The organism is Pseudoalteromonas atlantica (assembly GCA_007988745.1).
GTDB classification, from domain to species: Bacteria; Pseudomonadota; Gammaproteobacteria; order Enterobacterales; family Alteromonadaceae; genus Pseudoalteromonas; species Pseudoalteromonas atlantica.
Genome location: BJUT01000003.1, coordinates 86069 through 99489, shown reverse-complemented (window position 1 = coordinate 99489; position 13421 = coordinate 86069). Strand labels below are relative to the sequence as shown.

Sequence of the window (13421 nt, the reverse complement as noted above, 5' to 3'; positions counted from 1 at the left end):
CTGCAAGTTGAACGTGCCCTACATAGTGTTAGGCACGTTATGGCTTAATTAAATCTCGCTATTACGTTGCGTTGTTTGCCAATTACTGCTCATGGCAACGTTTACCGATGCCTGTGTAAGTGGGGTTTTACCTAAAATTAGATCAGCTGCTTTTTCTGCAACCATAATTGTAGGGGCATTTAAGTTGCCATTTGGCACCGTAGGGAAGATTGACGAGTCAACAACACGCAGCCCTTCAATACCGTGTACTTGGGTATTAGAATTAACCACGGCCATGTCATCTTCGCCCATTTTGCAAGAACAAGACGGGTGATAGGCACTTTCTACTGCTTGGCGTACAAAGGCATCTATTTCTTCGTCGGTTTGAATGTGCTTACCTGGTTGAATTTCTTCATTGCGGTAGTCATCAAATGCGCTTTGCTCAATAATGTCGCGAGTGAGGCGCACACACGCTCTAAAGCCTTCAATATCGTCTTTATGCTGCAAGTAGTTAAATAAAATTTTCGGCGGTTGCTCAGGATTAGCTGATTGAATAGTGACACTACCACGGCTTTTAGGTTTGTTATGGCCTACATGTACCTGAAAACCATGGCCCGCAAATGCACTGCGCCCATCGTAGCGCATCGCCGCTGGTAAAAAGTGGTACTGAATATCTGGCCATTCAACGTCTGGTTTTGAGCGAATAAACGCACACGACTCAAAGTGGTTTGTTGCACCTAAGCCTTTTCGGGTCAGTAGCCATTTAGCGCCAATTAAGCCTTTTGAAATAAGACCTAATTTACCGTTTAAGGTAATAGGTTGTTTACACTTGTACTGAAAGTAAAACTCAAGGTGATCTTGCAAGTTTTGACCAACGCCTGGTAAGTGATGTTTTACCTCAACACCGGCTTCTTCAAGTATGGCTTTATCGCCAATCCCCGAAAGCTGTAAAATATGAGGTGAGCCAATTGGACCTGCACTTAATACAACGTCTTTAGTAGCATGCGCCGTTTTAAGAGTGCCATTTACTGTGTACTCAATGCCTGTGGCTTTTTTGCCTTCTAAAATCACTTTTTGTGCTAAAGCACCTGTAATAACTGTTAGGTTACTGCGTGATTTTACTGGGTCTAAATACTCGCGCGAGGCCGAACTGCGCACACCGTCTTTAACAGTCATGTGCATCGGGCCAAAGCCTTCTTGCTGAGCTGCGTTGTAGTCGTCTGTGTGTGCATACCCTGCTTCTACGCCTGCTTTAATAAAGGTGGTGTAAAGCGGGTTTTGCATTTCGTTACCGTTATTAACGCCAAGCGGGCCTGTGCCACCACGGTGCGCATTTTCACCTAAATAAAAGCTTTCTGCTTTTTTAAAGTAAGGTAAGCACGACTGATAATCCCAGCCGTTAGCACCGTGTTGTTGCCACTCGTCAAAATCTTTCGCGTGGCCGCGAACATATACCATGCCATTAATTGATGACGAACCGCCTAACACTTTACCGCGTGGGCAGTGCATTTCTCGGTTATCTAAATACGGCTCTGGCTGAGTGTGAAATTGCCATGCGTATTTATCTGTATTCATAGGAATAGAGAGCGCCGTTGGCATTTTTATAAATATACTTTTATCGCTACCACCGGTTTCTAGCAATAGCACTTTATTGTTTGTATCTTCAGATAAGCGATTTGCAAGTACACAACCTGCAGAACCGGCGCCAACAATAATATAGTCGTAAGTGTTACTCATAGTTGCCACCTTAAAACGGGCTTTCTATGTCGGCCATGCCCACATAAATAGACTTAGTTTGCGTGTAATGATCAAGCGTTTCTATGCCATTTTCACGGCCAATACCTGATTGCTTGTAACCACCAACAGGCATTTCAGCAGGTGAATTACCGTAAGCATTAATCCAACAAATACCGGCTTCTAATTGGTGAATAACACGGTGCGCACGTTTAATATCGCTAGTAAATACGCCTGCGGCTAAGCCAAGGTGTGTACCATTTGCACGGGCGATAACATCGTCTTCGTCTTCAAAAACAAGCACGCTCATAACTGGGCCAAAAATTTCTTCTTTAACAATAGTCATTTCATCGTTGCAATCGGTAAATACTGTAGGTGCTACAAAGTAGCCATTAGGCGCTGATTCAGGAGAAAGAGTTGTACCGCCAGTAAGTAGTGTTGCACCTTCGGCTAAGCCACTTTCTATGTAGCTCATTACCAATTCTTGATGCTTTTTAGAAATTAATGCCCCAAAGTTAGTATTTAAATCTTGTGGGTCGCCGGCAATAATATTCTGCTCAGTACGTGTTTTAAGCTCATCAATAAATTGTTGATATACATTTTTATGAACATAAATACGGGTACAGTTAGTACAAATTTCGCCTTGCGTATAAAAGTTACCTAGCATGGCTGCACTGACTGCTTGCTCAATATTGGCATCTTCAAACACTAATAAAGGTGATTTACCACCTAATTCCATTGTTACGTCTTTTAATGTACCGGCAGCGCTTGCCACTACTTTTTTACCTGTGCCTACTTCACCAGTGAACGACACTTTGTCTATTTCACTGTGAGAGGTTAACCACTGACCTACATCACCCGCACCTTGCACAACGTTAAATACGCCGGCAGGTACGCCTGCTTCAACAAAAACTTCAGCTAGTTTAATAGCACCTAAAGGGGTTTCTTCAGAAGGTTTAAAAATAAACGCATTACCTGCGGCAAGGGCCGGGCCCGATTTCCAACATGCAATTTGCAGCGGGTAGTTCCACGCGCCAATACCGGCACAAATGCCTAGTGGCTCTTTGCGGGTATAGTAAAAGTCTTCGCCAACCATTTGCTGCTGGCCAACTTGCGCTGGTGCTAGGCCTGCAAAGTATTCAATTACATCTGCGCCTGTTTCTATATCAACGCAGTTAGCTTCTTGCATTGGTTTACCTGTATCAAGCACTTCAACTAAGGCAAGCTCGTCATTACGCTCACGTAATAAAGCAACCGCTTTTAATAAAATACGGCTACGTTCTATTGGGCTCATTTTTGACCATTGAGCAAAGCCTTGTTTTGCACTTTCGATAGCCGCGTTTTGAATAAATTCGTCGGCAACTTCTACCGAGTAAATAACTTCATCTGTGGCTGGGTTTTTTACATCAAAAGTTTCACCACTTTGGTTTGCAAGGAAGTGGCCGTTTATAAAGTTTTGATAGACAGGTGTAGTCACGCTAGGCTCCATATTGCTTGATGAGTGAATGTACATAGCTTTTTGCTAATGTTTCACTGTGTTTAAATTGGTTTTCGTCAGATTGACTTAATACTGCTCTTAACCATAGGCCATCAATCATGGCGGCGCTAAGTTCTGCAGCTTGTTTTGCTTGCTTTACGGGCATTAGTTGCTTAAAAGAAAATGCTAAATTACTTTGCAAGCGATTACTGTTTACATTTTGCAGCCTGTGCAGCTCTTGATCGTGCATTGACTGCGCCCAAAAACTTAACCACGTTCGCGTGGTGTCATTGCGCTGTTGAACAAGTGCAAAGTTGGCCTCAACAATAAACATCAAACGCTCAATTGCGCTGGTGGTTGGCTCAACTTTTTCAATTAATTCATTTTTTAAATTCGATAACAAATACCTAACGGTTGCCTCTATTAACCCCTGCTTGCCACCAAAGTAATGGCTAATAATGCCAGATGATAAACCCGCATTTTTACTGATGGTGTTAATGGTTGTTCCTTGCAAACCGCGCTGTGCAACTGACTCAATGGTCGCGTCAATTAGCTGCTGACGCCTGACAGGTTCCATTCCTACTTTAGGCATAATTTTTATTAATTGAACGTTCAATAAAGATAAGCTTAATGTAATAGCTCTAACAATTCAAGGCGCAAGTAAACAACCAGATACCAAGATGTAGATGGATTATTAATAAAAACGGGTTAATTTGTAGTAGTGCCATATGCAGGTCTTGATTAATAAAATTGTTTATATTCAGTGAGTTATATTTAAATTTTTAAACGCTAAAAATAGTAAGGATTTGTTTACGGGGTATGAGTAATAAAAAAGATAAATATTCGTTAGAATGGTAATAGTTAGAGTACGAAGGGTATTTTAAATAAGCAAACGAAACCATTTCACATGTTTAATTAGTGTACTAATTAATAAAGTAGCAGTGTGTAATGGCTATAAGAGGAGGGTTAAGGTTAAAAAAGGCGTGTAAATTAGGCGCTATTAATAACGCCTTTAAATAATAGCGGGTAGCGTCTAAGGCGATTACCTATGTAATCATCGGCTAAGATTTGTTGGCATATAAAATTAACATCATTACTGGCCTCAAACACCCAGTCAAAGCGTTCAATAGCCAGCAAAAAACCGCGTTTAAGGTGAGTCTGTTCGCGGTATTCATTTAGGTTTCGACGGATTATCTCCAGCTTTTCTGGGTGCGCTTGCAGCTCAGTAATGACCTGGTTTATAAACGAGGTGGTTTGCGTGTTTGTGGTGCGTTTACGAATGCGTCTTGGCTGCATTATTCCTCATTAGCAATGTTGTATAGTTTTTTTAAAAAGTCGTCTTTATGTTTGTCATGCTCATAATCTAGGTGATAAGCATTATGAAACCCAAAGCGCAATAATACGCCGCTACCTTCTAAGTAAATAGTGTAGCCGTCAATGTCAGAGTAAGCCGTAACACCTTGATAATGTTTACCAATATCATTTTGTTTACCGCGCTGCTGAATACGTTCGTATACAGAGAGGATCTGCTTGTTATCGAGTTCGTTTTTCATCATTAACCCTTTATTGTTTAAAGCTATTACGTTTTATATATGAGGGTCGATCACCGTAAAAACAATGCCTAATAAGCGCTAAAATAATCTTGCTATTAACTGGTTTTACCTTATGCTCAAGCCTCATTTTTTGTTGAGCTTACACCATGATAGACAAGGCTTTACTCCTTAAAACTCGCGAACTGTCAGAGCAATTAATTGCTTTACAAACACCCATTAGAATACTCGATGCCATTAACTGGGATAAACAAATCAAAGAGACGTTTTTTAGGCAAAAGTGCCAAAAAAATCCGCTAATCGATAGCGCCTATTACCAGCAACGAGATTTAGGATTTGTCCCCAGCGAATTACGCCAAGCGTTTTCTAACTTGCATCGCAATATTATTAACCAGTTAGGTCAGCTAAATCCTATTTCTCAATACATGGGTAAAATGTGTAGTGAGTATAAAACGGTGCTCAGTATGCTTGAGTATAGAGGAACGCCTGAGTTTCATGATTTGTCGGTAGAGCTTTTTGGTCATCCAAAAGATTTATTTCATGCAGGTGAACCTTCACTGTTCGAACTTGCCAATATGTTAGAAATACCACTGCAAAACTTATTAATAGCCGATATTTTGCCTGATGATCCTAAAAATATTAATGCAAGTGATGCCGTGCGTATTCTGTCTGAGCAAATAAATAGCAGTATGGCGGGTATTAATGTAGAGGTTATGCTCAGCGATGGGATTGTCAGTGATGCTGCTGCAGGTGCAAATAACATTAAGCTAAATCAAGATGTTAAATTCTCCCAGCGTGAGCTTGATATTTTAGAAGTGCACGAAGGGTGGATACACGTAGGTACAACGCAAAACGGGCTAGCTCAGCCTTATTTAACCTGTTTAAGTAAAGGGACGCCAAGCTCAACAGTGACTCAAGAAGGCTTAGCTGTTTTAACAGAAATAATTACCCTTAAATCAACGCCTAGGCGTTTATCAAAGTTAGTAAATCGTATTCAAGCAGTTACTAAAGTGATTGATGGTGCAGAGTTTGTTGATATATACCGTGACTACTTAGCGCAAGGGCTTTCAAAAGATGAAAGCTATACGTTAGCACAACGTGTATTTAGAGGCAGCACGGCAACAGGCTTACCTTTTACTAAGGATATTGCTTACATTAAAGGATTTGTGCTGGTATATAACTTAATTCGTGTTGCTATACAGCTTGGGCGCATTGATCAGCTGCCATTATTGTTGGTCGGAAAAATATCGATTGATGATTTTAGACTTATATCGCAATTACATAGTTTAGGTGTAATAGAAAGCCCAAAATTTGTACCACCACATTTTAAAGATTTACGAGGTTTAGCAACGTGGCTAAGCTTTGGCAAATTTATAGGTGACTTATCGTTTGAACAGTTAGAAAACGACTATAAACCATTATTTTTGTAATAAGTAGCGCAGGTTGCTTTTATTAGAGCCTGCTCTGTTGAGTAAAAAGGTAAACAAGCCCCAGTTATTTAACGCAATAAAAAAACGCAGTTGGAATGAGCAACTGCGTTGAAATGTATAGGTACAAGCCAGCGTACCTATAGCGAGGAACTTATTTTCTTAACCTGTTAATACTTGGCTGTGCATTTGCTCGTTTAATACAACGACCTCAGCACGTTTAAAAAAGTTAAAGTCGGTTGCTGTAGCAAGTGTGTAGGCACCCATCATACGGCTAATAATTAAATCGCCATTGTTTAGTTTTGGCAGCATAATTGAATCACTTATTACATCTATACTGTCGCATGTTGGGCCTGCAAGTACCGACTCAAAACGCTCGCCATCTTGTTTTGCACTATCGATAGGGTAGGCTGCTTCATCAAACATTAAACCGCTAAAAGAGCCATAAACGCCATCATCTAAGTAGTACCATGTTTTACCTTCGCGCGTGGCTTGTCCCATTACAGAGGCAACACTGGTTACACTACTTGCTACAATAAAACGGCCAGGTTCAGCAATAATTTGCATTGTTTCTGGTAATTGTGCCAACGCGATATTAATAGGTGCGCAAAATACATCAATTGGTAGCACATCTGCGCTGTACGGCACAGGAAACCCACCACCAATATCGAGCGTACTAAGTGCTGGTAAGCCTAACTCAGCCACCTGTTTAACCACTTTTGCAGATGCATTTATCGCTTCAACGTATTTAGTTGGGTTAGGTGATTGCGAGCCAACATGAAACGATAACCCTTTAATACGAATACCAAGTTGCTGGGCAAGGCTAATAATGTCGATTGCCGCCTCTGGGCTGCAGCCAAACTTTTTAGATAAATCAGCAAATGCATCTTTATTACGAAAGCTTAAACGCACTAAAATTTCGGCTTGATCTTTATAGGCAATAAATTTTTCAAGCTCGTTAATGTTATCCACCACAAACACTGTACAGCCGTAGGCAAGTGCGTCGCGAATGTCACTGTCGCGCTTTATTGGGTGCGTGTGAATTGTACGCTCGCTTGGTACGCCTTGGCTTGCTACTAAGTCAACTTCGCCACTGGTTGCTAAATCAAAGCTTGCGCCTTCATCTAACAAAGTGCGCACGACAGCAGCATGCGGTAAAGGCTTTAAAGCAAAATGTAACACAACGCCAGGCAGTGCATGTTTAAGTGCACGGTATTGACGGCGTATAGCGTCGCAGTCAAGCACCATTAGAGGTGCGCCAAATTGTGAAGCAAGTTGTTCAATGTGGGCAATACTCGGTTGCGCGTAATCAATTGCTTGATTTGCAGCAACCGCTGCTGCAGGTACTTTAGTTACGGTGTCTTGTTGTTGTGTTGATAAAGCCATTTTATTTTCCGAGTCAATTAAGCAACTGCTCGGGTATGGTGTATCCACGAGTCAGTTGAGTGAGATCAATAGTGCAAACGCACAGTCAAATTCACTCTTGGATAGTTGCTCTATCGCCTTGCTACAAACGGGGTTTGTAATGTACTCGGATTGGCTATCATCAAGAAGCGGCGAGATAATAATGTAGGTTTTTATCCAGCGCAATAAAAATTTTAAATAAATTTAAAATAATTTATTTGTTATTAAAATCAGTAGCTTACTTTGATTTATGGAGTTTATCTTGACGATTTATTTTACTCATCAGAGGTTAAGTATACGTGCTCTTGAGAGTAAGCAAGCATCATAGCGCTGGATGTATCAGCACTATAGGCTTGTTGTAAACTTTTTTGTAAGCGGTCGTAAATTTCGGGGGTGTTCATTAAAATATTGATGGTTTTTATTACTTTTTCGCCAAGCTCTGACTTACTACATGCAAAGTAGCCATTAACAAATTCTGGAAATTCAGCTATTTCACGACTATCTATTTGTTTTAGTTGCTCACTGGTGAGTGCACCAAGTACGTTAACCTCGTAATCGACAATCATGTCTATTCTATTATGGATGAGAAGTTGAGGTAGTTGAGAGCTGGTATCTTCTGAGCTTATTGCTGCAATTTGCTCATTATACTTTGTTAAAACAGGCTCAAGTTTTTGATAACTCGTTCCTGAGTCTACGGCAAGGGTAAAGTCTTTTTCTAGTAGTTGAGCAACAGAGACTCGTTCAGGAAAGTTTTGTAAGGTGCGTTTAAATGCGTATATTTTTCGTTGCTCGTAAATAGTAGTTGGTATATTTGAGAACAAAATATGTTTTTCACGCTCGGGCGTTTTTATTATATCGTAGCTGCACACTGCTTCATTACCCATAAGCCGCTTGATTAAACGAGCTTGGTTGGTCCACTGCAATTTAGTATTAATTGTATGATTGAGCAGGCTTTCGAACGTTTTATCTGAGTTTAAAAAGCCATCAGTAGACGCATTCGCTCTAGAGAGTAATGTAAGTGGTTCATTTGCATGGCTCAATGATGATATAAGCAGTACATGCAAGATAATCAAAAATTTAGTAAATACAGGCATAAAACTTAGTGTAAATGTTCTAAATATTTTTGTCATAAAAAAAAGCCCAAACGGGCTTTTTTTAAGTTAAAACATTAAGGCATGTTTTATTTTTAACGCGCGTTAGTGCTTTCAAAGATTTTATCAGCAGAGGCTGCAACAAACCCCGTGTAAAGCTCGCCATTGGCTTTAGGGTATCTAATGGCAAACTCATAAAAACAGCTAGGGATGCGCAGTTCGCCGTCGCTAAAGGTGACAGCATACTCATCTGCAAGGGTTGATGATTGCTCTAATAATACCTCTGGTGAGCCTTTTACTTCGCCGCCTGATGTATTTAGGGCGAAGCCTGCGTCTTTAAGTGCTTGGTTAACATCCTGAATATTATCAAACTTAGCAAGCATATTAATATTTACAGTAAAGTGGTTTGCACGGTAGCCCCATGCCGACATCCACGCTGCGTACTCACTTTCAGCAAGTAACTGCTTGTATGTGTCGCTACTTACTTGCCAATGGGTACCTGAGTATAAAAAGTTATCGGCAGTTACTGCGTTTTCATCTATTTGCTCTACCATATCTGTCACAATGGCTTGTAACTCTGGTGAACACTTTTCAACTAATAGCTCAGAAATAAATACTTTAGGTTGCTTAGGATCGCTATGCTCGTAGTGTTTAGCATAGAGCTTTTTAGCTTCAAAGTGGTATTCACCACACTCTGTATAACCAAGTGCTAAAAAGTGCGCGGCTAGTTTTTCTAGGCCTACTTTTTCAATATTAAAGGTCCGCAGCGCAATATGGTCGTTAATAATGTCATCTTTTTGCGTTGAGCCTAATAAATCATGAATTTTATCTGCCGAGGGGGTAACGGCTAAATAGTTATCCCATAGGTTTTCAAATAATGTATTTACGTTAGTGTGCATGTTAAATCCTTAAATTGGGTTATTCACTTATTCAATTACTAAGCCTGGCGCTAAAGTTTGTGGCAGGTTTACCTTATCGGCCTCAACTGATGCTACAGGGTAGGCACAATAATCAGCGGCATAATACGCACTGGCTCGGTGGTTACCACTTGCGCCTATGCCACCAAACGGTGCTGCACTAGAGGCACCCGTAATAGGGCGGTTCCAGTTGACAATGCCGGCACGAATGCGCTTTAAAAAGTGGCTGTAATCATCTTCGTTATCGCCAAGTAAGCCTGCAGATAAACCAAAGCTGGTGTTATTAGCCTCTGCTATTGCGCTGTCAAAGTCGTTGTAGCGATACACTTTAATGAGCGGGCCAAAGTGTTCTTCATCGGCCATGTTGGTAATGTTAGTTACATCAATAATACCTGGGCTTACAAACCCAGTGCCTGCTTTTAGCTGCTTAAGCTCAACAAGTATTTCGCCACCACTTGCAACTAATTCTTTTTGCGCTGCAACCATGCCTAAGGCGGCTTTTTCGCTGATCATGGCACCCATAAATGGTTGATCGCTTGCAAAGCTGTCATCAACAACAATGTTTTTAGTTGCGCTAACAAGTTTTTCTAAAATAGCATCGCCATTGAGCGATTTTTCAATAAACACGCGGCGTGCACAAGTACAGCGCTGGCCAGAAGTAATAAAGCCCGATTGAATAATATCGTGCACTGCAGCGCTTACATCGGCTACATTTTTAACGATTAAAGGGTTATTACCGCCCATTTCAAGCGCTAATATTTTACCTGGGTGGCCTGCAAACTGTTTATGTAATAAATGGCCGGTGTTTGAGCTGCCGGTAAAAAATAAGCCGTCTATGTTTTGATGCGAAGCAAGTGCTTTACCTGTTTCAACTTCACCTTGCACTAGGTTAATAACACCTGCTGGTAAGCCTGCTTTTAACCAAAGTGATAAAGTAAATTCAGCAACGTGAGGGGTTAGCTCAGACGGTTTAAATACCACGGTGTTACCCGCTAAAATAGCCGGTACAATATGGCCATTAGGTAAATGCCCAGGAAAGTTATACGGGCCAAATATAGCCACAACACCGTGTGGTTTATGGCGTATAAAGGCTTTAGCACCCGGCATTGGGTTTTCAGTGGTGCCGGTACGCTCGTTGTACGCTTTAATCGAAATGGCCACTTTACCTGTCATAGCGCCTACTTCTGTGCGTGTTTCCCAAAGAGGCTTGCCGGTTTCGCGCGCTATAATGGCTGCAAATTCTTCGCTGTGCTCTTTTAATTGTGCTACAAAGTTTTCAAGTATGGTTATACGCGACTCAATTGGCGTATCTGCCCATTGTACTTGTGCGGCTCTAGCTGCATTGATTGCAGCATCTACTTGATCAGCTGTTGCGCCATTACCTTGCCATACAACTTCGCCGTTACTCGGATTAACAGAGCTAAAAGCGGGGCCTTGGCCTGAATGCCATTGGTTATTTATAAGGTGTGTGTTCATATTTGTTTTACAGGCGGAAAAAACGCGCTGCATCTCCTTGGGATAAATTAAGGGCATCAGCCACTTCTTGGCTTATTACTAATGTGTGCTTAGCGTGGTTATAGTGGGCGTGCTGGGTAAAGGTTGCTCTAAACCCACTTACACCTTGATTACAAACGGCTAAAGTATCTGAGCTGTGCTGGCTAATATGTTCCAGCTCGCCAATAGTAATAGGGCATACTTGAGATTCACGAATACTGCGAATATTACCAAGCTTGGCTTCTACCGTTGGGCCTGCATCAAACAAATCAACATAGCCACGGTGCTCAAAACCTTCTTTTTCGAGCAGTTTAAGTGCCGGTTTAGTTTTTTCATGCACGTTGCCAATCACTGCTTGGGCTTTTTTACTTAGTAGATTGACGTAAATAGGGTATTTAGGCATTAACTCACTAATAAACACTTTATCGCCAAGCCCTACTAAATGATCGGCCTTGGGAAACTCAATACTAAAAAAGTGCTCTTGCAGCCATTGCCAAAACGGTGAATGACCATCTTCGTCACTTACGCCGCGCATTTCAGCAATCACGGTATCGGCAAAGCGTTCGCTGTGCTGCGCCATAAATAAAAAGCGTGAGCGTGATAAAAAGCGCCCGGTTAAGCCTTTACGGCTGTTTTCGCGCAAAAACAAAGTACATATTTCAGAGCATCCGGTGTAATCGTTACACATGCTTAAAATATCAACGGTGTTATAAACATTAAGTGTAGGCGAGTGGTGTACTGTTTTACCTAAATGGTAATGATAAAGCGGCACCGATAAGCCAACAGCGGCTTCTATGGCGGTTGTGCCAATAACCTCACCTGTTTCACTGTCTTCTAAAACAAATAGGTAGCTTTCATCTAACGGCTGATTGATATTTTTAGCAAAGCTTTTCTCGGCGCGGTCTATTTTGTCTTTTAATTGCTGATCGTCCACCGGAAGTGAGGTAAACCCATGGCCCGATTCAATCGCAATTTGCTTAAGTGCAGCAAAGTCTTCAGTGGTAATAGGACGTAATACTTGCATTTATTACTTGCTCCAACAGCGCGCCCTAAGGCGCGCTTAATTAAATTAGCCATTTACTACGTCGCTTACTGCTTTTTCAAAGCGTGCTAGGCCTTCTTTAATATCTTCAAATGGAATAACTAAAGAAGGGGTAAAACGAATAACATTCATGCCTGCAACAAGGTTCATTAAACCATTGTTAGCACTGGCAACTAAAAAGTCACGTGCGCGGCCTTCAAATTTATCGTTTAATACCGCACCAATAAGTAAACCTTTACCACGTACTTCACTAAATACGTTGTATTTTTCGTTTATTGCATTTAAACCATCGCGAAATAGTTGTTCACGCTCTTTAACGCCGTTGAGTACATCCGGTGTGTTTACGGTGTCAAATGCAGCTTCTGCTACTGCACAGGCAAGTGGGTTACCACCGTACGTAGAGCCATGCGTACCTACTTTTAAGTGCTCTGCTATATGAGTACGAGTGATCATAGCGCCAATAGGAAAACCACCGCCTAACGCTTTAGCTGTCGTTAAAATATCGGGCACTACACCTAAACCTTCGTAAGCGTATAAATCGCCAGTGCGGCCAACGCCTGTTTGTACTTCATCAAAAATTAGCAGTGCATTGTGCTTAGTACATAACTCGCGTACTTTTTTAGCAAATTCGTCGGTAGGTGAAATAATGCCGCCTTCACCTTGTAGTGGCTCCATCATTACGGCACATGTTTTATCGCTAATAAGTGCTTCAAATGCTGCAATATCGTTATAATCACAATGCATAATGTCGCCAGGTTTAGGGCCAAAGCCATCAGAGTAAGCAGCTTGTCCGCCCACCGTTACTGTAAAAAATGTACGGCCGTGAAATCCTTTGTTAAAGGCAATTATTTGTGATTTTTCTTCGCCGTGTTCGTCAAGTGCAAAACGACGAGCAAGCTTAAGAGCCGCTTCGTTGGCTTCTGCGCCTGAGTTTGCAAAATACACTTTATCTGCAAATGTCGCTTCAACCATTTTTTGTGCTAAACGCAGGGCTGGCTCATTAGTCATCACATTTGATAAGTGCCAAATTTTCTCGCCTTGCTCTTTTAAAGCAGATACAAGCGCTGGGTGACAGTGGCCTAAACAATTAACGGCAATACCGCCTGCAAAATCAATAAACTCATTGTTATTTTGATCCCACACACGTGAGCCTTCGCCGCGCACTGGAATAACTGCCGACGGATTGTAGTTTGGCACCATTACATCGTTAAATAAGTCTCTTGTTACTTGCATTATGTACACCTAAAAATTGTGAATATTGAATAAAGATTAGCAAAATAAAAACGTTAGCGTTTTCTCAGCTAGG

12 protein-coding genes are annotated in these 13421 nt (G+C 41.4%); 1 reads left to right on the top strand and 11 read right to left on the bottom strand.

The window, feature by feature from the left end:
• Positions 1-48 precede the first annotated feature (48 nt).
• The 5 genes from betA to PAT01_RS03180 all read right to left on the bottom strand — a co-directional run bounded on the left by betA (position 49) and on the right by PAT01_RS03180 (position 4743).
• Positions 49-1716 (bottom strand): choline dehydrogenase, encoded by a 1668-nt coding sequence (gene betA, locus PAT01_RS03200; RefSeq protein ID WP_154944723.1) that lies wholly within the window; start codon positions 1714-1716, stop codon positions 49-51.
• 10 nt (positions 1717-1726) lie between these two features.
• Positions 1727-3190: a betaine-aldehyde dehydrogenase gene (gene betB / locus PAT01_RS03195; RefSeq protein WP_154944721.1), complete on the bottom strand. Its 1464-nt coding sequence runs from the start codon at positions 3188-3190 to the stop codon at positions 1727-1729.
• Between the two features lies 1 nt (position 3191).
• A complete protein-coding gene (gene betI, locus PAT01_RS03190; RefSeq protein ID WP_024031790.1) occupies positions 3192-3767 on the bottom strand; it encodes a transcriptional regulator BetI in 576 nt (191 codons plus the stop codon).
• Positions 3768-4180: 413 nt separating this feature from the next.
• Positions 4181-4486: a hypothetical protein gene (locus PAT01_RS03185; protein ID WP_154944719.1), complete on the bottom strand. Its 306-nt coding sequence runs from the start codon at positions 4484-4486 to the stop codon at positions 4181-4183.
• Positions 4486-4743, bottom strand: coding sequence for a DUF3081 domain-containing protein (locus PAT01_RS03180; RefSeq protein ID WP_024031788.1), 258 nt, complete (start codon positions 4741-4743; stop codon positions 4486-4488). Before PAT01_RS03180 ends, PAT01_RS03185 begins: the two co-directional genes overlap by 1 nt.
• A 146-nt stretch (positions 4744-4889) precedes the next feature.
• Here PAT01_RS03180 and PAT01_RS03175 point away from each other — a divergent pair, with 146 nt between their 5' ends.
• Positions 4890-6170, top strand: a complete 1281-nt coding sequence (locus tag PAT01_RS03175; protein ID WP_154944717.1) for a flavohemoglobin expression-modulating QEGLA motif protein — start codon at positions 4890-4892, stop codon at positions 6168-6170.
• Positions 6171-6329: 159 nt separating this feature from the next.
• Here the strand turns inward: PAT01_RS03175 and PAT01_RS03170 are convergent, their stop codons facing one another.
• From PAT01_RS03170 to PAT01_RS03145, 6 genes are all read right to left on the bottom strand, one after another.
• Positions 6330-7553 (bottom strand): type III PLP-dependent enzyme, encoded by a 1224-nt coding sequence (locus PAT01_RS03170; RefSeq protein ID WP_154944715.1) that lies wholly within the window; start codon positions 7551-7553, stop codon positions 6330-6332.
• 293 nt (positions 7554-7846) lie between these two features.
• Positions 7847-8701 carry a transporter substrate-binding domain-containing protein gene (locus PAT01_RS03165; protein WP_085065560.1) on the bottom strand — a complete coding sequence of 285 codons (855 nt, stop codon included), beginning with the start codon at positions 8699-8701 and terminating at the stop codon, positions 7847-7849.
• 56 nt (positions 8702-8757) lie between these two features.
• Positions 8758-9561, bottom strand: coding sequence for a DUF1338 domain-containing protein (locus PAT01_RS03160; protein ID WP_096042953.1), 804 nt, complete (start codon positions 9559-9561; stop codon positions 8758-8760).
• Between the two features lie 27 nt (positions 9562-9588).
• Complete coding sequence (gene astD / locus PAT01_RS03155; RefSeq protein WP_154944713.1) at positions 9589-11055, bottom strand: succinylglutamate-semialdehyde dehydrogenase; 1467 nt, start codon at positions 11053-11055, stop codon at positions 9589-9591.
• 7 nt (positions 11056-11062) lie between these two features.
• The gene (astA, locus tag PAT01_RS03150; RefSeq protein ID WP_154944711.1) at positions 11063-12097 is read right to left on the bottom strand and encodes an arginine N-succinyltransferase; all 1035 of its coding nucleotides are present in this window, start codon (positions 12095-12097) and stop codon (positions 11063-11065) included.
• Positions 12098-12142: 45 nt separating this feature from the next.
• Positions 12143-13348 (bottom strand): aspartate aminotransferase family protein, encoded by a 1206-nt coding sequence (locus PAT01_RS03145; RefSeq protein WP_029774471.1) that lies wholly within the window; start codon positions 13346-13348, stop codon positions 12143-12145.
• Between the last annotated feature and the right edge of the window lie 73 nt (positions 13349-13421).

Excerpts from the sequence above, each read along its gene's own strand:
- astD (WP_154944713.1), bottom strand. The coding sequence starts at position 11,055 with ATGAACACACACCTTATAAATAACCAATGGCATTCAGGCCAAGGCCCC.
- PAT01_RS03165 (WP_085065560.1), bottom strand. The coding sequence starts at position 8,701 with ATGACAAAAATATTTAGAACATTTACACTAAGTTTTATGCCTGTATTT.
- PAT01_RS03180 (WP_024031788.1), bottom strand. The coding sequence starts at position 4,743 with ATGAAAAACGAACTCGATAACAAGCAGATCCTCTCTGTATACGAACGT.
- PAT01_RS03145 (WP_029774471.1), bottom strand. The coding sequence starts at position 13,348 with ATGCAAGTAACAAGAGACTTATTTAACGATGTAATGGTGCCAAACTAC.
- betA (WP_154944723.1), bottom strand. The coding sequence starts at position 1,716 with ATGAGTAACACTTACGACTATATTATTGTTGGCGCCGGTTCTGCAGGT.
- PAT01_RS03160 (WP_096042953.1), bottom strand. The coding sequence starts at position 9,561 with ATGCACACTAACGTAAATACATTATTTGAAAACCTATGGGATAACTAT.
- astA (WP_154944711.1), bottom strand. The coding sequence starts at position 12,097 with ATGCAAGTATTACGTCCTATTACCACTGAAGACTTTGCTGCACTTAAG.
- PAT01_RS03170 (WP_154944715.1), bottom strand. The coding sequence starts at position 7,553 with ATGGCTTTATCAACACAACAACAAGACACCGTAACTAAAGTACCTGCA.
- PAT01_RS03185 (WP_154944719.1), bottom strand. The coding sequence starts at position 4,486 with ATGCAGCCAAGACGCATTCGTAAACGCACCACAAACACGCAAACCACC.
- PAT01_RS03175 (WP_154944717.1), top strand. The coding sequence starts at position 4,890 with ATGATAGACAAGGCTTTACTCCTTAAAACTCGCGAACTGTCAGAGCAA.
- betI (WP_024031790.1), bottom strand. The coding sequence starts at position 3,767 with ATGGAACCTGTCAGGCGTCAGCAGCTAATTGACGCGACCATTGAGTCA.